Origin of the sequence: Microvirga arsenatis (genome assembly GCF_009910705.1) — a bacterium.
GTDB lineage: Bacteria > Pseudomonadota > Alphaproteobacteria > Rhizobiales > Beijerinckiaceae > Microvirga > Microvirga arsenatis.
Window position 1 is genome coordinate 132,799 of sequence record NZ_JAAAXJ010000004.1, and the last position, 18,079, is coordinate 150,877.

15 protein-coding genes are annotated in these 18,079 nt (G+C 65.0%); 9 read left to right on the top strand and 6 right to left on the bottom strand.

Annotated features, from left to right (window positions below; translation table 11 throughout):
• The first annotated feature begins 101 nt into the window (after window positions 1-101).
• From GR303_RS09530 to GR303_RS09560, 7 genes are all read left to right on the top strand, one after another.
• On the top strand, window positions 102-1,622 hold the full coding sequence (locus GR303_RS09530) for a sugar ABC transporter ATP-binding protein (RefSeq protein WP_161722165.1): 1,521 nt from the start codon (window positions 102-104) through the stop codon (window positions 1,620-1,622).
• The gene (locus tag GR303_RS09535; protein WP_161722164.1) at window positions 1,619-2,617 is read left to right on the top strand and encodes an ABC transporter permease; all 999 of its coding nucleotides are present in this window, start codon (window positions 1,619-1,621) and stop codon (window positions 2,615-2,617) included. Before GR303_RS09530 ends, GR303_RS09535 begins: the two co-directional genes overlap by 4 nt.
• 65 nt (window positions 2,618-2,682) lie before the next feature.
• Complete coding sequence (locus GR303_RS09540) at window positions 2,683-3,633, top strand: substrate-binding domain-containing protein (protein ID WP_161722163.1); 951 nt, start codon at window positions 2,683-2,685, stop codon at window positions 3,631-3,633.
• A gap of 195 nt (window positions 3,634-3,828) precedes the next feature.
• On the top strand, window positions 3,829-4,890 hold the full coding sequence (locus tag GR303_RS09545) for a sugar phosphate isomerase/epimerase family protein (protein ID WP_161722162.1): 1,062 nt from the start codon (window positions 3,829-3,831) through the stop codon (window positions 4,888-4,890).
• An 18-nt stretch (window positions 4,891-4,908) separates the two neighbouring features.
• Window positions 4,909-6,084: a Gfo/Idh/MocA family protein gene (locus tag GR303_RS09550; protein WP_161722161.1), complete on the top strand. Its 1,176-nt coding sequence runs from the start codon at window positions 4,909-4,911 to the stop codon at window positions 6,082-6,084.
• A 116-nt stretch (window positions 6,085-6,200) separates the two neighbouring features.
• Window positions 6,201-6,617, top strand: a complete 417-nt coding sequence (locus tag GR303_RS09555; protein WP_161722160.1) for a Fur family transcriptional regulator — start codon at window positions 6,201-6,203, stop codon at window positions 6,615-6,617.
• Window positions 6,618-6,810: 193 nt separating this feature from the next.
• Window positions 6,811-7,263: a Fur family transcriptional regulator gene (locus GR303_RS09560; protein ID WP_161722159.1), complete on the top strand. Its 453-nt coding sequence runs from the start codon at window positions 6,811-6,813 to the stop codon at window positions 7,261-7,263.
• Window positions 7,264-7,351: 88 nt separating this feature from the next.
• Here GR303_RS09560 and GR303_RS09565 read toward each other — a convergent pair whose 3' ends face one another.
• Entirely contained in the window at window positions 7,352-10,435 is a 3,084-nt protein-coding gene (locus GR303_RS09565) for an efflux RND transporter permease subunit (protein WP_161722158.1), read from the bottom strand.
• Between the two features lie 9 nt (window positions 10,436-10,444).
• On the bottom strand, window positions 10,445-11,578 hold the full coding sequence (locus tag GR303_RS09570; protein WP_161722157.1) for an efflux RND transporter periplasmic adaptor subunit: 1,134 nt from the start codon (window positions 11,576-11,578) through the stop codon (window positions 10,445-10,447).
• Between the two features lie 162 nt (window positions 11,579-11,740).
• Between GR303_RS09570 and GR303_RS09575 the strand changes: the two genes are divergently transcribed.
• Complete coding sequence (locus GR303_RS09575) at window positions 11,741-12,313, top strand: TetR/AcrR family transcriptional regulator (RefSeq protein WP_161722156.1); 573 nt, start codon at window positions 11,741-11,743, stop codon at window positions 12,311-12,313.
• Window positions 12,314-12,325: 12 nt separating this feature from the next.
• On the opposite strand, the gene GR303_RS09580 is transcribed toward GR303_RS09575, so the two are convergent.
• From GR303_RS09580 to GR303_RS09590, 3 genes are read right to left on the bottom strand one after another with little or no spacing between them, the layout of a single operon-like run.
• Entirely contained in the window at window positions 12,326-13,498 is a 1,173-nt protein-coding gene (locus tag GR303_RS09580; RefSeq protein ID WP_161722155.1) for a CaiB/BaiF CoA transferase family protein, read from the bottom strand.
• A gap of 5 nt (window positions 13,499-13,503) precedes the next feature.
• Window positions 13,504-14,310 carry a 4-hydroxy-tetrahydrodipicolinate reductase gene (gene dapB / locus GR303_RS09585; RefSeq protein WP_161722154.1) on the bottom strand — a complete coding sequence of 269 codons (807 nt, stop codon included), beginning with the start codon at window positions 14,308-14,310 and terminating at the stop codon, window positions 13,504-13,506.
• Window positions 14,311-14,325: 15 nt separating this feature from the next.
• Window positions 14,326-15,525 carry an acyl-CoA dehydrogenase gene (locus GR303_RS09590; protein ID WP_161722153.1) on the bottom strand — a complete coding sequence of 400 codons (1,200 nt, stop codon included), beginning with the start codon at window positions 15,523-15,525 and terminating at the stop codon, window positions 14,326-14,328.
• A gap of 143 nt (window positions 15,526-15,668) precedes the next feature.
• Here GR303_RS09590 and GR303_RS09595 point away from each other — a divergent pair, with 143 nt between their 5' ends.
• Window positions 15,669-16,565 (top strand): transcriptional regulator GcvA, encoded by an 897-nt coding sequence (locus GR303_RS09595; RefSeq protein ID WP_161722152.1) that lies wholly within the window; start codon window positions 15,669-15,671, stop codon window positions 16,563-16,565.
• Here the strand turns inward: GR303_RS09595 and GR303_RS09600 are convergent.
• Window positions 16,556-17,743, bottom strand: coding sequence for a multidrug effflux MFS transporter (locus GR303_RS09600; RefSeq protein ID WP_161722151.1), 1,188 nt, complete (start codon window positions 17,741-17,743; stop codon window positions 16,556-16,558). The genes GR303_RS09595 and GR303_RS09600 overlap by 10 nt on opposite strands.
• Between the last annotated feature and the right edge of the window lie 336 nt (window positions 17,744-18,079).

The following is an 18,079-nucleotide window of genomic DNA, read 5'->3' on the forward strand; positions in this document are numbered from 1 at the left end:
GCCCGCCCGCATACCATCCAGCTGATCGTTCCGGTCTTGCCTTCGTTTTCGCCGCCTTCGCCTCCGCGCAGGCGAACGCTGCCGCTCATCCGGAACAGCTCATGGATTCCGTTCTTCGCGCCGAGAACATCTCCAAGTCCTTCGGGCCGATCGAGGTCCTGAGCGGCATTTCGCTCGACCTGAGACCCGGCGAGGTTCATGCGGTGATCGGCGAGAACGGGGCGGGCAAGTCCACCCTGATGCGCATCCTCTCCGGGCATCTGCCGCCCACCAAGGGCGCGCTGCATCTCGACGGGCGGCCGATCACCTTCTCCGGTCCCGTTGACGCCGAGGCGCACGGGATCGTTCTGGTCCACCAAGAAATCCTGCTCGCGCCGGACCTCACAGTGGCGCAAAACCTCTTCCTCGGCCGCGAGATCAGGCGCTTCGGCTTCGTCGACGACAGGGCGATGCGCCGCCGGGCACGGGAGATCCTGCACGAACTCGGCACGGGGATCGATCCCGACCGACAGGTGGGCCTCCTGTCCATTGCCGACCGTCAGCTCGTGCAGATCGCGCGGGCCCTTCTCGTGCCGCACAAGATCGTCGCCTTCGACGAGCCGACGGCCGTTCTCACGCCCATCGAGGCGGAGAGCCTCTTCGCGATCATCCGCAGGCTCCGGTCGCAGGGCGTGGCCGTGCTCTACATTTCCCACCGGCTCAACGAGGTGAAGGCGGTCGCAGACCGGGTCACGGTGCTGCGCGACGGCCGTCATGTCGCCACCCGCGACATCGAGGGGCTTGAGCCGCTCGAGATGGCCCGCCTGATGGTGGGCCGCGACATGTCGAAGCTCTACCCCGCAAAACCCGCGACCGCCTCGGATCATGCGCTTCTGACGGTTCGCGACATGGTGGTTCCCGGCTATGTGGAGAATGCCTCCTTCACCCTTCGTCGCGGCGAGATCCTCGGCTTTGGCGGGCTGATTGGCGCCGGGCGCACGGAACTCTTCGAGGGGCTGGTCGGCCTTCGCCCGAGCCAGGGCACGGTCGTTCTGGACGGCAAGTCCGTTCACTTCCGCGATGCGCGGGAGGCGATGGCTGCAGGCATCGTCTATCTGTCGGAAGACCGCAAGGGCAAAGGCCTGCTCCTGCAGCAGAACCTTCGCATCAACCTGTCCCTCGCCGCCCTGGACAAGTTCAGCCGCGGCTCCTTCATCGACGCCGCCGCCGAGGAGAGGGCGCTCGATCAGGCGATCAAGGATTTCGACATCCGCACCCGGCGCCGCGACCTGCTGGCAGGGCAGCTCTCCGGCGGCAACCAGCAGAAGCTGCTGCTCGCCAAGATGATGCTGCTGGAGCCGCGCATCGTCATCATCGACGAGCCGACGCGCGGCGTCGACATCGGCACCAAGGAGCAGATCTACCGCTTCATTGCCTCTCTCGCGGATGAAGGCAAAGCGGTCGTGGTCATCTCATCCGAGATGCAGGAATTGATCGGCCTGTGCCACCGGGTCACGGTGATGCGCAACGGGCGCGTCGCGGGCGAGGTGACGCAGGCCGATCTGTCGGAAGACGCAATCGTTTATCTCGCCACAGGCGTTCATGAGGAAAGGGCGGCGGAGATCGCTGCAGGCCACGCATGACCGAAACCGTGCTTCGCACCGGCGCCGAGAAGCGCCGCTTCACTCTCGACATGCGGGCCCTGTCGCCCTTCGTTGCCTTGATCGCGCTCGTGATCGCAGGAGCGCTGATCAATCCCGACTTTCTGACGGCCTCCAACCTGCTCAACGTGGTCACGCGCTCGGCCTTCATCGCCATCATCGCGGTAGGCGCCACCTTCGTGATCGCGGGCGGCGGCCTCGATCTTTCGGTCGGCTCCATGGCCGCGCTGACGGCCGGCGTGATGATCCTGACGCTCAACAATCTCGGCGGCGGCGACATGGGCACGCTGGCGCTGGGCATGCTCGCTGCCATCGCCCTGAGTGCCGCCTGCGGCCTGGCGAACGGTCTCGTCGTCACCTTCGGGCGCATCGAGCCGTTCATCGTGACGCTCGGCACCATGGGCATCTTCCGCTCGCTCGTGATCTGGCTTGCTGCGGGCGGCACCATCACGATGCGCAATTTCGAGCTGCGCGAGCTCTACCGCCCGGTCTATTTCGGAAGCGTCTTCGGCATCCCAGTTCCGATCATCGCCTTCCTCGTCGTGGCTGCCATCGGGGCGCTGATCCTCTACCGCACCTCCTTCGGCCGGCATGTGGTGGCGCTGGGCTCCAACGAGGATGTGGCCCGCTATTCCGGCGTGCCGATCTGGCGCGTGCGCACCCTCACCTACATCATTCAAGGGATCTGCGTCGGTATCGCCGTGCTGGTCTATGTGCCGCGCCTGGGATCCGCCACCCCGACCACGGGCCTCCTGTGGGAGCTGCAGGCGATCACCGCGGTGGTGATCGGCGGCACGGCCCTGAAGGGCGGAATCGGCCGCATCTGGGGCACCGTCGTCGGTGCGGTGATCCTCGAACTCGTCGCCAACATCATGGTGCTGTCAAACTTCGTCTCCGAGTTCCTCGTGGGCGCGGTTCAGGGTGCCATCATCATTGTCGCCATGCTCTTGCAGCGGTCTGTCCACCGCGGGCGATGAAACCGGGGCAAAGCCCACCGGGCACAAGGACAAAGGGCTTGAAACCACCTCCAGGGAGGAATGAGATGAAAGCAACGGTACTGAAGATCGCGATGGCGGCAGGCCTCATGGCGGGCGTTGCCACCGGCGCAATGGCCCAGCAGAAGAACGTGACGATCGGCGTGTCGATCCCGGCTGCCACCCATGGCTGGACCGGCGGCGTCGTCTACCATGCGCAGGAAACTGCCAAGCAGCTCGAGAAGGGCTACCCGGGCCTCAAGGTCATCGTGAAGACCTCTCCCGACGGCGCCGCCCAGGCGAACGCCCTCGACGACCTCACCTCTCAGAAGATCGACGCCCTTGTGGTTCTGCCCTTCAACTCCGACGAGCTGACGAACCCCGTTCGCGAGGTCAAGAGACGGGGCACCTTCATCACCGTCGTCGACCGCGGCCTGAAGGATCCGTCGATCCAGGACATCTATGTGGCCGGCAACAACCCCGAGTTCGGCCGCGTCGCCGGCAAGTACTTCGTCGACAACCTGAAGCAGGGCAACGTCGTCGTCTTCCGCGGCATCCCGACCGTGATCGACGAGGAGCGCGTGACGAACTTCGAGAAAGCCCTCGAGGGCTCGGGCGTGAAGGTGATCGACAAGCAATATGCCAACTGGAACCGGGACGATGCCTTCAAGGTGATGCAGGACTTCCTGTCGAAGCACCCGAAGATCGACGCGGTCTGGGCCTCCGACGACGACATGGCGCTCGGCGTCATGGAGGCGATCCGCCAGGCCAAGCGCGAGGACATCAAGTTCGTTCTCGGCGGCGCCGGCATGAAGGACATGATCAAGAAGGTGATGGACGGGGACAAGATGATCCCGGCGAACGTATCCTACCCGCCGTCGATGATCTCGACCGCCATGGGCGTCACGGCTGCGCATTTCTACACCAATGCGCCGATGCGCGGCACTTACACGCTGAACGCCCAGCTGATCACCAAGGACAACGCCAAGGAACACTACTTCCCGAACTCCCCGTTCTAAGCAGCGCGCCTCTTTCCTCCCCGCTCATCTCAGGCCTGCCTGAGATGAGCTTGACAAGACGCAGATCGGGAACACCCGATTTGCGGCGGGGAGGGATTCAGGGTGCGGGTGTGAGCGCCATGTTTCCGATGTGGCGCTCACACCCCCACCTCCAACTCCTCTCCGCAGGGGGAGGAGAGCATCGGGAGTTCACCCATGAAGACCATGAAGGGCCCTGGCCTTTTCCTTGCGCAGTTCGCAGGCGACGAGGCTCCGTTCAACGCGCTCGACTCCATCTGCCGCTGGGCGGCCTCCCTTGGCTACAAGGGCATTCAGATCCCGACCTGGGACGCCCGCCTTTTCGATCTGAAGAAGGCGGCGGAGTCGGAGGCCTATTGCGACGAGGTGCTGGGCATCGTGCGTTCGCACGGCATGACGATCACGGAGCTCTCTACCCATCTGCAGGGGCAGCTGGTGGCGGTGCATCCGGCCTTCGATGAAGCCTTCGACGGCTTCGCTGCGCCCGAGGTCAGGGGCAACCCGAAGGCCCGGCAGGAATGGGCCGTCAACCAGATGCTGATGGCGGCCAAAGCTTCCAAGCGCCTGGGCCTGAATGTCAGCGTGTCGTTCTCCGGCGCTCTGGCCTGGCCCTTCGTGTATCCGTGGCCGCAGCGCCCGGCCGGCCTCGTCGAGACTGCTTTCGAGGAATTGGGACGGCGCTGGCGGCCGATTCTCGACGCCTATGAGGATGCAGGCTGCGATGTGGCCTATGAGATCCATCCGGGCGAGGACATTCACGACGGCGCCACCTTCGAGCGCTTCGTCGATGCGGTGGGCGGACACAGGCGCGCCTGCATCAACTACGATCCGAGCCACTTCCTGCTGCAGCAGCTCGACTATCTCGCCTTCATCGATCTCTACCACGAGCGCATCAAGGCCTTCCACGTCAAGGATGCGGAGTTCAACCCGTCCGGCCGCATCGGCGTCTATGGCGGCTACGAGAGCTGGATCAACCGGGCCGGGCGCTTCCGCTCGCTTGGCGACGGGCAGGTGGATTTCGGCGCGATCTTTTCCAAGCTCGCCCAGTACGACTACGATTCCTGGGCGGTGCTGGAATGGGAATGCGCCCTCAAGCATCCGGAAGACGGAGCCCGGGAAGGCGCCGAGTTCATCAAGGCGCATATCATCCGCGTCACGGAAAAAGCCTTCGACGATTTCGCCGCCGGCGGAACGGACGAGGCGGCCAACCGCCGGATGCTCGGCATCGGCGCAGCATAAGCTTGGAGGGGGCACAACATGACGATTGCAGGGTCTGCGGACCAGAAGCTCACTCGGCGGCTGCGGCTTGGCATGGTCGGCGGCGGTCGCGGCGCCTTCATCGGAGCGGTGCACCGCATTGCCGCCCGAATCGACGACCGCTGGGAACTGGTGGCGGGCGCGCTCTCCTCCGATCCGGAGCGGGCGAAGGCCTCCGGCGAGGATCTTCTTCTGAAGCCCGACCGCATCTATGGCGACTTCAACGAGATGGCGCGCCGCGAGCGGCGGCTGAAGGATGGGATCGATGCGGTTGCGATCGTCACGCCCAACCACGCCCATGCCGCCGCCGCCCGCGCCTTCCTGAAGGCCGGCATCCACGTGATCTGCGACAAGCCGCTCACCACCACGCGCCGCGAGGCCGATCAACTCGCCAAGCTCGCGCGTGACTCCGGCCTCATCTTCGCAGTCACCCATAACTATACCGGCTACCCGCTCGTGCGGCAGGCCCGCGCCATGGTGCAGGCAGGAGAACTCGGCGCAATCCGCGTCGTGCAGGTGGAATACGCGCAGGACTGGCTCGCCACCCGCGCGGAGGAGACCGGCAGCAAGCAGGCCGAATGGCGCACGGATCCGGCACGCTCAGGCCCCGCCGGCGCGGTTGGCGATATCGGCACCCATGCCTTCAACCTCGCCGAGTTCATCGTGGGCGACGAGGTGGCATCCCTCTCGGCCGAGTTGCACACCTTCGTGGAGGGCCGCCGGCTCGACGATAACGCCCATATGATGCTGCGCTTTGCGTCCGGGGCGAAGGGCATGCTCTGGTGCAGCCAGGTGGCGGCCGGCCTCGAGAACGGCCTTCGCATCCGCGTTTATGGCGAGAAGGCCGGGCTCGAATGGCACCAGGAGAACCCGAACTATCTCACCTTCTCGCCCCTCGGGGAGCCGCCCCGACTCATCCGCCGCAACGGCTATGGCGCCGACGAGGTGTCGCGCGCCGCATCCCGTATTCCGGGCGGGCATCCGGAAGGGTATCTCGAGGGCTTCGCCCAACTTTATACGGACGTTGCCGAGCAGATTGCGGCGCGGATCGAGAAGCGCGAGCCCAACCCCTTCTCGCTTCAGGTGCCGACCGTCGAGCATGGCGTTCGCGGCGTTCGCTTCATCGAGGCGGCGGTGAAATCCTCCCAACGCAAGGCAGCCTGGGTCGATCTCTGACGCGCCTGCCTTGAGGCCTCGCCCTACGCGGGCGGGGCCTGCCATGGGCTCTCTTGAAATCGCATCTGCAATCATGACGTATAGGGGACGCAGATCAGCGGATTTTACGATTTCACATGGCGCCGTCGCATCACCATCATGGCCTCGAGGACTTGAACGACACCCAGAGGCGGGTTCACCGGATTTTATGCGCGGCCCAGAATCCCCTCTCCGCCTATGAGGTCCTCGACAAGATGCGTGCCAAGGGCGCGGTAACGCCCCCGACCGTGTACAGGTGTCTGGACAAGCTGATCGAGAAGGGCTTGGCCCATAGGCTCGAGAGCCTCAACGCCTACGTTGCCTGCAAGCATCCCCATCATGAGCACGACATGGCGGCCTTCGCCATCTGCGAGAGCTGCGGCCTCGTGAGGGAGTTCACGGACCCCCATATCGGCGAGCGCCTGGCCCATTGGAGCGACGACCACGCCTTCTCAGCCAAGAAGGTCACGGTGGAAATCAGGGGCCTTTGCGGCGCCTGCACCAAGAGCGGATAACCTGCGGAACATCTCCGGATTTGAAACGTTACTTCGTGTCGTCTGGGCTCTGGCTGCTCCGATTATGCCAATTAGCCAAATTACCTAGAGGAATATGCATAGGTGCAAGCGCATTCCGCAATGATAGCACGTTGTCAGGTCCGTAATTTCCCTATATGAATATATAGGTTTCGTAATAACAGGAGTGTGGACCATGAGCACCAAGGCCCTGAAGAAGGAAGAAGAAGAGAACCTTCTGCGTCGCGCCGACGACCTCTGCCGCCAAAACAACCTGAGGCTGACCCCCATCCGTGAGCGCGTCTACCGCGAGCTGGTTCAGAGCGGCGGCCCGGTCGGAGCCTACGACCTCGTCGACCGGCTCAGCAGCGAGAAGAAGCGCCTGGCACCGGTGACCATCTACCGCGCCCTCGACTTCCTGCGGGATGCAGGTCTCGTGCACCGTCTGGCCACCCAGAACTCCTACGTCATCTCCCATGGCCAGCCGGACATGAACGCGATGAAGATCATGTTCGTCGATTCCAAGACCGGCGAGACCGTCGAGGTCCACTCGACCGAAGTCGCGGAAGCCGTCCGCAAGGCCGCCGAGCAGGCCGGCTTCAAGTCGGTTTCCCCCTTCATGGAAGTGGAAGGCGAGATCGCGCACTGATGCGACAGGGCAGAGGCGCGGCGCCCCTGCCCCAGATAAGTGCCCCGGAGGGCTCAAGGAAAAGGCCGGGTATTGCCCGGCCTTTTCCTTATTCCGCCGCCAGCGCCTGGCGGTGGGGATGCTTTTCCTCCGCCCGGCCGGCCCGCACCGTCTCGCGGGCGATGAAGGTGTAGAACATCGGCACCACGAAGAGCGTGAAGATCGTGCCGATCGACATGCCCGAGGCGATGACGAGCCCCATAGAGAAGCGTGCGGCGGCGCCGGCGCCGGAGGCATAGAGCAGCGGCGCCACACCGAGCACCATGGCAGCGGTGGTCATGAGGATCGGGCGCAGGCGGACGCGGGCCGCCTCCTCGATGGCCTGCCGCTTGCTGACCCCGTGCTTCGCCTTCTGCTCGTTGGCGAACTCTACCATCAGGATGCCGTGCTTGGTGATCAGACCCACGAGGGTGATCAGCCCCACCTGGGTGTAGATGTTGAGCGTCGCCAAGCCCACGTTCAGGAAGATCATGGCCCCGAAGATGGAGAGCGGCACGGACATCATGATGATGAACGGATCGCGGAAGCTCTCGAACTGCGCCGCCAGCACGAGATAGATCACGATGACGGCGAGCCCAAAGGCCAGCAGGATCGAGTTGCCCTCCTGGATTTCCAGGCGCGACTGACCGGCATAGTCTTCGTAAAAGCCCTGCGGCATGACCTCCCGGGCGATCGAGCGCAGGGTCGCCAGGCCTTCCGACGTGGTCACGCCAGGAAGAGGCAGGGCCGAAAGCGTTGCCGAATTGAGCTGGTTGAACTGCTCGATGACCGCCGGCGCCGCATCGGTCTTGATGCTGATGAGAGCAGACAACGGAACCATGGAGCCGTCGGACGCGCGAACGTAGTACTCGGCAAGCCGCTCCGGGTTGAGACGATCCTCCTGCCGGACCTGGCTGACGACGTCATAGCTCCGGTTATCCCGGTCGAACTTCGAAATCGGCGCACCGCCGACGAGGGCTCCGAGGGTGTTGCCGATCTCGGATACGGGCACGCCCAGAGCGGCGGCCCGATCACGATCGACCGTGATGCGCGCGCGCGGCGTCTCGTAGGAGATGGAGTTCTGGACGATGATGAACTTGCCCGATTTCATCGCCCGCTTGCGGATTTCATCCGCGGTTTCATAGGCCTGTGAGGAATCGCCGATGGTGCGCAATACGTACTGGATCGGCAGACCGTCACCGGCTCCGGGCAGGGACGGAGGCGCAAAGGCGAAGGCCTGGACGCCGGCATTCTCATTCAGAAGGTTCTGAATGTCCTGCTTGGTCTCTGCCCCCTTCTTCTCGCGCTCGCTCCATTCCTTCAGCTTGAAGCCGAAGAAGCCGCCGCCGCCGCCATCGATTCCGACGATCAGGAAGCTGTCATCGATCTCCTTGATCTTCTCCGCCGCGTTGGTGAACTGCTTGGAGAAGGCCTGGGTATATTCGGCAGTCGCATATTTCGGCGCGTTGAGAATGCCGAGATAGGCGCCCTGATCCTCTTCCGGCGCAAGCTCGGAGGAGGTCTTGGTGAACATGAAGGCCGTGGTGCCGAGCAGGACGGCCACGATGACCAAGGTCACGCCACGATAGTCGAGCGAGCCCTTCAGGCGCCGGGCGTACCAGTTCTCGAGCCGGGTGAAGACGCGATCGACGAAAGCGGCAAAGCGCCCTTGACCGCCGTGACCCTTCAGCAGCCTGGAGGACATCATGGGCGAAAGCGTCACGGCGACGATGCCCGAGATGATCACGGCTCCGGCTAGGGTGAAGGCGAATTCGCGGAAGAGCGAGCCCGTCAGGCCCTGCGTGAAGCCGATCGGGGCATAGACTGCCGCCAGGGTGATCGTCATGGAGACGATCGGCAGGAAGATCTCCTTCATGCCCACGATGGCCGCATCGACCGGCTTCAAGCCCTCCTCGATGTGGCGGTGGATGTTCTCCAGCACCACGATGGCGTCATCGACCACGAGGCCGATGGCGAGCACCATCGCCAGCAGGGTGAGCAGGTTGATCGAGTAGCCCAGCGCGTAGAGGAAGAAGCACACGCCCACGAGCGAGAGCGGGATGGTCACGATCGGGATCAGCACCGAGCGGAAGGAGCCCAGGAAGAGCAGGATCACCACCACCACGATGAGCGCCGCCTCTCCGATGGTCTTGAACACCTCCTCGATCGAGGCCGAGATGAAGTTCGACGCATCGTAGACGATCTCGACCGTCATGCCTTTGGGCAGAGTCGAGCGAATTCCCTCGATCTCCTTCGTCACCTCTGCGGCAACGGTCAGAGGGTTGGCGGAGGGCGTGGGCGTAATGCCGATAAAGGTGCCCTGACTGCCGTTGAAGCTGACGATTGTATCGGTGCTCTCGGGCCCGAGTTCCACATCCGCCACATCGCGCAGGCGCACCACCTGATCGCCGCTCGAGCGGATCGGCAAGGTGCCGAAGGTCTCGGGCGTCTGGAGGGTGGTCTGCATGTCGAGCCTGTAGGCCACGTACTCGCTCTGGGTCTTACCGGGTGCCGCGAGGAAGTTGTTGGTCCTGATCGCCGCCACCACATCGCCGGCCGTCACGCCGCGGGCGGCAAGGCGCACGGGATCGATCCAGACGCGCATGGAGAAGTCGCGCCCGCCGAGGATTTCGGCGTTGCCGACGCCCTCAAGCGTGGCAAAGCGCGGCTGGACCACGCGGGTGAGGAATTCGGAGACCTGCTCCGGGTTCATCTCCGTGCTGCCGAAGGTGATGTACATGAGGGCGAAGCTCTGGCCCGTGCCCTTCATGATCACCGGATCCTCAGCCTCGGAGGGAAGCTGCGCGCGGATCTGCTGCACCTTGGAGGTGACTTCGGTGAGCGCGGCGTTCGGATCCGTGTTGAGGCGCATGCGCACGGACACCGTGCTGACGCCGAGACGGCTTTGCGTCGTCACGTAGTCGACGCCTTCGGCGCTCGACACCGATTTGGCGATGGGGGTGCTGATGAAGCCCTGAATCAGGTCGGCGCTCGCGCCCGTATAGACCGTCGTGATCGTGATGGTGGTTTCCTCGACCTCGGGATACTGGCGCACCTGGAGGTTCATCAGACCCTGCGCACCGAGCAGCAGGATCAGGAGGCTGACCACCATCGATAGGACGGGACGGCGGATGAAAAGTTCGGTGAAACTCATGGCTTGAGCCTATTGCCCGTTCGCGAGCTTGGTCGTGTCGAGCTTGGTCACATCGATGGAGTTGTCGATCTTGACGGTCGAACCGGCCTGCAGCTTGTTCTGCCCCGAGGCGACCACCTGCTGACCGGGATTGAGGCCGGACAGGATCTCAAGAGAGCCGCCGCGGCGACGGCCGGTCTTCACGAAAACCTGCTTGACGACCTGAACCTGCTGGCCCGCCCGCTCTTCCTGCTCGATCGTGTAGACGTAATCCCCGTAGAGGCTGGTGATAACCGCCGTCTGTGGCAGCGTCACGACGTTCGGCTGCTCAGGCAGGATCACCTCGACATGCAGGAACTGGCCCGGAAGGATGCTTCCGTCCTTGTTGTCCTCAATGAGAGCCTGAACGGAAACGAGCCGGGTCTTGGGATCGACCTTGGGATCCTTGCCGATGACGCGGCCCTTGAAGGGAAGGTCCGCCTCCGTCACCCCGGCGCGAAGCTCCTGCCCGAGCCTGATGTCGCCCGCCCGCTGCTCAGGAACCGTGAAGTCCACCTTCATGGAGGAGAGGTCCTGGAAGCTCGCCACCACCGTGCCGGGCTGGACATATTGCCCGATATCGATGCGCGGAATGCCGGCGACGCCGCTGAACGGCGCTTTGAGGGCCTTCTGCTCGATGACGGCCCGAACGCGGGCCTCCTGGGCGCGAGCCGTCGCGAGGGAAGCCTCGTTCTGCTCGAAGGTCGCCTCGGCCGTGATGCCGCGCGAAGCCAGGGCGCGGGAGCGGGCGAAGTTGGCTTCGGCCAGCTTTACCTGGGCCTGAACGTTGGCAAGGTCCGCCCGGTCCACCGCGTCGTCGAGCTGGACCAGCACCTTGCCCGCGGCCACGCGGTCATTGGGCTTGAAGTTGATCTCCTTGACGACGCCGCCGACCTGGACGGCCAGCTCGACGCCGTTGGCCGCCTTGGCCGTGCCGATGGCGCCGATGCTCGGCGTCCAGGCCATCGCCTCAACCTTGGCAGCCGAGACCGTTTGCGGCGGCGGCTGCATGGTGGCGAAGAACTGCGCGATCATTTTGTCCCGGAAAAAGTTGAACCAGATCAGGCCGCCGCACAATCCGACGGCAAGCAGGAACACGAGAGCAACTACGAGGCGCCGTTTCATGGGCATCTTCCGAGATTCCGAGCCTTATCAATGGGCTCGCATAAGACTAAGGAGGTGCGGCACTAACGCAGCTTTCCCTTGACGCCAATGCCGTGCAGGCATTTATGTACCGTCTGGACGGTTTAGTTGCAAGTGCCGTAGCGCACAAAACAAGAGCGATAAATGCTGTTTCCCTGTACCAGAGGCCGTAAGAGTTCGCGGGAAAAAATTCTCGATGCGGCCGCAGAACTCGTCGGCGAGATCGGCGCCGGGCGGCTGACCCTCGAGGCGGTCGCCGAGAAGGCGGGGCTCAGCAAGGGCGGGCTTCTCTATAACTTTCCCACCAAGGAAGCTCTGCTGCAGGGCATGATCCAGCGCATGATCGACCAGGTTGCGTCGGAGCGGGAGGCTCTGCGGGAAAGGGCCGCCCCCGGCCCCAACCTTGAGGCCCGGATCTTGACCAAGGCCCTGCTCAACATGTGCTGCGGGGGCAAGATGCAGGAGGTGGCAACCGGGCTGCTGGCCGCCACGGCCGAGAATCCGCGCCTTCTCGATCCTCTCCGTCAGGTGATCGGAGCCACCCTGGAGCAACTGAAGTCGACCTCCGAGGATCTCGACGCCGCCTTGCTGGCATGGCTGGCCACGGAAGGCTTGAGCAATCTCGAGATGCACAGCCTCAGCCCGTTCTCGGAAGAAGACCGCGATCGGATCGTGAAGGCGATCGATCGCCTCGTAACCAAGGGCATCGCCGAGTAAGCCCGTTCCGCCTCAGGCCATCCAGGACGGATCGCTCAACACCTCGTCCGTATGCTCGCCCAGGCGCGGCGAAGGGCGCTCCGCTGCCATGGGCTGCCCGTTCATCACGATGGGCGAGCGCACGGAGGGGATGGCTCCGCCCTTCGCCGCCTGCGAGGGAAGGTCGATCCGCATGCCGCGGGCGACGACCTGCGGGTCGGCGAAGACGTCGGCGACCGTGTTGATGGGGCCTGCGGGAACGCCCTGCTGTTCGAGCGCCGAGAGCAGCGCCTCTCGTGTCGTCCTGAGGGTCAGCTCGGTCAGGATCGGCACGAGTTCGGCGCGACGGCCGACCCGTCCCGCATTGGTGCGGAAGCGCTCGTCCTGCGCCAGCTCGGGCCGGCCCAGCACGGAGACGAAGCGGGCGAACTGCCCGTCGTTGCCCACCGCCACGATCACGTGGCCGTCCGACACCGGAAAGACCTGATACGGCACGATGTTGGGATGGGCATTGCCCATGCGCCGGGGCGACCGGCCGGAGGCCAAGTAGTTCATGGCCTGATTGGCGAGCACGCTCGTCTGCACGTCGAGGAGCGCCATGTCGAGATGCGCCCCCTCCCCCGTAGCGTCGCGCCGGCGAAGGGCGGCCAGGATGCCGACGACTGAATAGACGCCGGTGAAGATGTCCACATAGGCCACGCCGATCTTCTGCGGCTCGCCGTTCGGATCGCCGGTCAGGTCCATGATCCCGCCCATGCCCTGGATCATGAAGTCGTAGCCGGCGCGGGCGGCATAGGGCCCGTTCTGGCCGAAGCCCGTGATCGAGCAATAGACGAGACGCGGATTGACCGCTTTCAGGCTCTCGTAGTCGAGGCCGTACTTCTTGAGTCCGCCGACCTTGAAGTTCTCGATCACCACATCGGCATGGGCGGCGAGCGTTCGTACGAGCTCCTGCCCCTCGGGCGTCTCGAAATCCGCGGCGATGGAGCGCTTGCCCCGGTTGCAGGAGTGGAAGTAGGCCGCCGAGAGATCGCCGCCGTCCGCCGCCTCCACGAAGGGCGGTCCCCAGCCGCGGGTATCGTCGCCTGCACCCGGCCGTTCCACCTTGACCACATCGGCGCCGAGATCGGCGAGCATCTGGCCGACCCAGGGACCGGCGAGAATGCGCGCGAGTTCGAGGACTTTGAGGCCTTCGAGCGGTTTCATGCGGATCAATCCATGATGGTGTCGAGCCCGCGCCGCAGGCCCGTGAAGGAGCCGACCCGGCGGGCGGCCAGCAGGGTGCCGGCGACATAGGGCGCCGCCGACGAGCCGGCATCATGGCGGATCGCGAGCCGCTCGTTGTCGGCGCCGAACACCGCCTCGCAGGAGAGCACGAAGGACGGCATGCGCAGGGAATGAACCTGCACCGGCTCCTTGGCGCCGAGCGCACCGCCGCGGGTCTCGCGAATGCCGGTCAGCTCGTCCACGGGCTTCGAGGTGGCGGGCTGGCGCGCCTCGCTCAGAAGCTCGGCCAGCTCGCGGGCGGTGCCCGAGGGCGTATCGACCTTCTTGGCGGAGGCGTAATCGATGATCTCCACATCCGGCACGTAGCGGGCCGCTTCCAGCGCAAAGCGGCGCAGAAGCGTCGCCGTGATCGAGAAATTGCCGGCGGCGAGCACCCCGCGACCCGCCTTCTGCGCCTGGACATCGATCTCAGCGTAGTCCTCGGCGCTCAACCCGGATGTGCCGACGACCACGTGCCGGCCATGAGCCAGAGCCGTGAGGGCATGAGCCTTCACGGCATTGGGCTTGGTGTAGTCGATCAGCACGTCGGAGGGCTCGCGCAGCGCCTCCTCCAGGGTTGCGCTGATCGCAATGCCCAAGTGGGGCAGCCCTGCCGCCGCACCCGCATCCTGTCCCGCCGCGCTGCGGCTGACGGCGCCTGCGAGCACGAGGTCTTCCGAGGCGGCGATCGCCGCCACGAGGGCCTTGCCGACCCAGCCGGTCGATCCCGCCAGGGTGATCCGCACGGGCATGGTCTCACCCTATCCTTAGAAGAACGCCTGCAGGCCCGTCTGGGCGCGACCGAGAATGAGGGCGTGCACGTCATGGGTGCCCTCGTAGGTGTTCACGGTCTCCAGGTTCTGCGCATGGCGCATCACGTGGTATTCCTCCTGGATGCCGTTGCCGCCATGCATGTCGCGGGCTTGCCGAGCGATCTCCAGGGCCTTGCCGCAATTGTTGCGCTTGACGAGCGAGATCATCTCCGGCGCCATGCGGCGCTCGTCGAAGAGGCGGCCGACGCGCAACGAGGCATGGAGGCCGAGGGTGATCTCGGTCAGCATGTCGGCGAGCTTCTTCTGCACGAGCTGCGTGGCCGCGAGCGGACGGCCGAACTGCTTGCGGTCGAGGGTGTACTGGCGCGCCCGGTGCCAGCAATCCTCCGCCGCGCCCATGGCACCCCAGGAGATGCCGTAGCGGGCGCGGTTGAGGCAGCCGAAGGGCCCCTTGAGGCCCGACACGTTCGGCAGCAGCGCGTCCTCGCCCACCTCGACATTGTCCATGACGATCTCGCCCGTGATCGAGGCGCGCAGGCTGAGCTTGCCGCCGATCTTCGGCGCGGAGAGGCCCTTCATGCCCTTTTCCAGCACGAAGCCGCGGATCTGGTTGTCGTGCGCCTCGGACTTCGCCCAGACCACGAACACGTCCGCGATGGGGGAGTTGGAGATCCACATCTTGGAGCCGATCAGGCGATAGCCGCCATCGGTCTTCACCGCGCGGGTCTTCATGCCGGCGGGATCCGATCCCGCATCCGGCTCGGTGAGGCCGAAGCAGCCCACATATTCGCCGGAGGCGAGCTTGGGCAGGTACTTCCGGCGCTGCTCCTCGGAGCCATAGGCATAGATCGGGTACATGACGAGGGAGGACTGCACGCTCATCATGGAGCGGTAGCCGGAATCGACCCGCTCCACCTCGCGGGCCACGAGGCCATAGGCCACGTAGGAGGCGCCCGCGCAGCCGTACTCCTGGGGGATCGTCACGCCGAGAAGGCCGAGCTCGCCCATCTCGTTGAAGATGGCGCGGTCCGTCTTCTCCTCGCGATAGGCCTCGATCACCCGCGGCAGAAGCTTCTCCTGGGCGTAGGACCGGGCCGTGTCGCGGATCATCCGTTCGTCGTCGGTGAGAAGCTCGTCGAGGAGGAGCGGATCCTCCCAGGTGAATTTCGCGAGTTCCTGTTGAGCACCGGCCATGACGGTCATCCTTCTCGTGCAAGAGTGCGGGCGCCGGCCTCGGGCCAGGCAAGCCCATTGAATTTGACCGGCAAAATCGCGCTGGACAGGCGAAATGTAAATCGACATCTTCGCAGCAGGTTATTCTCAAGTGGAATGAACGTGTGTTCCGCCGCGGCTTCCTGCCCAATGTGGGCAATCTCCTTGCCTTCGAGGCCACGGCCCGCCACGGCAGCGTTTCCCGCGCCGCGGAGGAGCTGAACCTCACGCAGAGCGCCGTCTCCCGGCAGATCCAGCAGCTCGAGGAATCGCTCGGCGTTTCGCTCTTCAGCCGGTCCCGCCAGCGGGTGGTGCTCACCGACGTGGGGCGCCTCTATGCCTCGCAGGTGCGCAGCACCCTGTCCGAACTCTCGGACGCCACCCACCAGGCCATTGCGCTCGCGGGCACGACCGGCGTGCTCAACCTCGCGACTCTTCCGACCTTCGGTACTCGCTGGCTCATCCCGCGGATTCCGGATTTCTTCGCCCGCCATCCGGGCGTGACCGTGAATTTCGGCGTGCGCCTCGTTCCCTTCGACTTCGCCGCCGAGCCCTTCGACGCAGCCATCCATTTCGGCGAGCCGCACTGGCCGGGCGCGGTGTGCGAACTGCTGCGCACGGAGGAGGTCGTGCCCGTGTGCAGCCCGGCCTACCGGGAGCGCGAGAACCTGCGTTCGCCGCAGGACCTGACCTGCGCCACCCTGCTGCAGCAGAGCACGCGGCCCACCGCCTGGGCGGAATGGTTCGCCAGCGTCGGCGTGGAGGCTAGCAACCCCTTGCGCGGCCCGCGTTTCGAGCAGTTCGCCATGGTGGCCCAGGCTGCGGCCGCGGGCCTGGGCGCGGCGCTGATCCCGCATTTTCTGATCGCGGACGAGCTGGCCTCGGGGCGTCTCGATATCCTGTTCCCGGAAAGCCTCGTCAGCGGGGGCGCCTATTATCTCGTTTACCCGGAGCACAAGGCGGAAACGCCGCTCCTGCGCTCCTTCCGCGACTGGATCCTGGACCAGACCCGTCAGGGATAGACCCGCTTCGGCCCCATCGTACGCAAGCTCAGCGTCAGGGCGACGAGAGCGCAGAAGAAGATGGCGCTTACCATGGACAGGGACGTGCCGTTGTAGAGCGCGCTGACGAGAACGATGATCGCGGCGCCCGTGCCGAGCTGAAGCGTTCCCATCAGGGCCGAAGCCGTGCCGGCAACGGAACCATGCTCCTCCAGCGCGAGCACCGCCGTCGAGGGAATGACGAAGCCGAGGCAGCCGAAGGACACGAACAGAAGGCCCCAGAGGACGAAGGCGCTGTCGACGCCGAGCACCGTGAGCAGGAAGAGCATCGTCACCAGGGCGGCAAAGCAGGAAATCGCCGTGCGCACCACCCGCTCGGCGCCGAAGCGGCGCATGAGGGTGCTGTTGAACTGGGCGCTGCCGATGAAGGCGATGGCGTTCGACGCGAAGATCATGCTGTAGGTCGAGGGCGCCATGCCGAAATGCTCGATGAAGATGACGGAAGAGCCGGCGAGATAGGCGAAGAAGCTCGCCTGGCTGAAGCCGCCGATGAAGGCGAGGCCGAGGAAGCGCCGGTCCTTGAGCAGGTGCCCATAGGTCCTGAACGCCTCGGCGACGCCTCCCCTGTTCCGGTCCGGTTTGTGGGTCTCCGGCAGGAGGAAAAGCACGACGGCAAGGCCGCCGAGGCCGATCACGGCAATGGCCCAGAAGATGGCGCGCCAGCTGAAGAAGGCGGTCAGGGCGCTCCCGGCCAGGGGCGCCAGGATCGGGGAGACGCTGAACACCAGCATGCTGGTCGCCATCAGGCGGGCCGCCTCGTGCCCGGTATGCAGGTCGCGGATGATGGCTCTTGGAATGACCATCGCGGCGCAGGAGCCCACGCCCTGCAGGAAGCGGAGCGCAATGAGGGTCTCGGCATTGGGCGCGAAGCTGCAACCCACTCCTGCCAGCACGAACAGACTCAGCCCCGCATAGAGGGGCGGCTTGCGCCCGAATCGGTCGGAGAGCGGTCCATAGATGCTCTGGCAGAGCGCCACCGCCAGGAAGAAGCTCATCAGGCTCATCTGCACGGCGCTGACATCGACCTGAAACTCCCTCGCCATCGCCGGGAAGGCGGGCAGGTACATGTCGATGGCAAAGGGCCCCACGGCGGAGAGCATGCCGAGAACGAGCGCGTTGCGCATGAAGGCGGACTTCATCGGGGACAGCTTTCTTGAGCCCGGCCACGCGCCGGCACGACGCCCGAACACCGGGATGAACAGACGGAGAATGCAGGGAACCATCGGACGATCCCGCAGGATCGCAGGCACCAAAGCGCGCCTGGGCCGTTTGTATGCCCTCTGGCGGACGGGTCAAGACAACCGGCCGCGCACGAGCGGATTATAGTCCGGGCAGCGGGCGCTGGTTACCCTTCGTTAACCATGCCTGGTCATAGATGGTTAAACATCCAGCCGAACGGGCCGATCCGCCATGGGGCGCTTTCCCACGGGCGAGGCCGTCCCTCGCCGGCCTACCTGGCCCCCAGAGCGTCACGG

Bases quoted from the DNA above. Each gene is read 5' to 3' on its own strand.
- GR303_RS09555 (WP_161722160.1), top strand. From the start codon at position 6,201: ATGGCGCCGTCGCATCACCATCATGGCCTCGAGGACTTGAACGACACC.
- GR303_RS09565 (WP_161722158.1), bottom strand. From the start codon at position 10,435: ATGAGTTTCACCGAACTTTTCATCCGCCGTCCCGTCCTATCGATGGTG.
- GR303_RS09530 (WP_161722165.1), top strand. From the start codon at position 102: ATGGATTCCGTTCTTCGCGCCGAGAACATCTCCAAGTCCTTCGGGCCG.
- dapB (WP_161722154.1), bottom strand. From the start codon at position 14,310: ATGCCCGTGCGGATCACCCTGGCGGGATCGACCGGCTGGGTCGGCAAG.
- GR303_RS09590 (WP_161722153.1), bottom strand. From the start codon at position 15,525: ATGGCCGGTGCTCAACAGGAACTCGCGAAATTCACCTGGGAGGATCCG.
- GR303_RS09560 (WP_161722159.1), top strand. From the start codon at position 6,811: ATGAGCACCAAGGCCCTGAAGAAGGAAGAAGAAGAGAACCTTCTGCGT.
- GR303_RS09545 (WP_161722162.1), top strand. From the start codon at position 3,829: ATGAAGACCATGAAGGGCCCTGGCCTTTTCCTTGCGCAGTTCGCAGGC.
- GR303_RS09570 (WP_161722157.1), bottom strand. From the start codon at position 11,578: ATGAAACGGCGCCTCGTAGTTGCTCTCGTGTTCCTGCTTGCCGTCGGA.
- GR303_RS09580 (WP_161722155.1), bottom strand. From the start codon at position 13,498: ATGAAACCGCTCGAAGGCCTCAAAGTCCTCGAACTCGCGCGCATTCTC.
- GR303_RS09600 (WP_161722151.1), bottom strand. From the start codon at position 17,743: ATGAAGTCCGCCTTCATGCGCAACGCGCTCGTTCTCGGCATGCTCTCC.
- GR303_RS09550 (WP_161722161.1), top strand. From the start codon at position 4,909: ATGACGATTGCAGGGTCTGCGGACCAGAAGCTCACTCGGCGGCTGCGG.
- GR303_RS09535 (WP_161722164.1), top strand. From the start codon at position 1,619: ATGACCGAAACCGTGCTTCGCACCGGCGCCGAGAAGCGCCGCTTCACT.
- GR303_RS09575 (WP_161722156.1), top strand. From the start codon at position 11,741: ATGCTGTTTCCCTGTACCAGAGGCCGTAAGAGTTCGCGGGAAAAAATT.
- GR303_RS09540 (WP_161722163.1), top strand. From the start codon at position 2,683: ATGAAAGCAACGGTACTGAAGATCGCGATGGCGGCAGGCCTCATGGCG.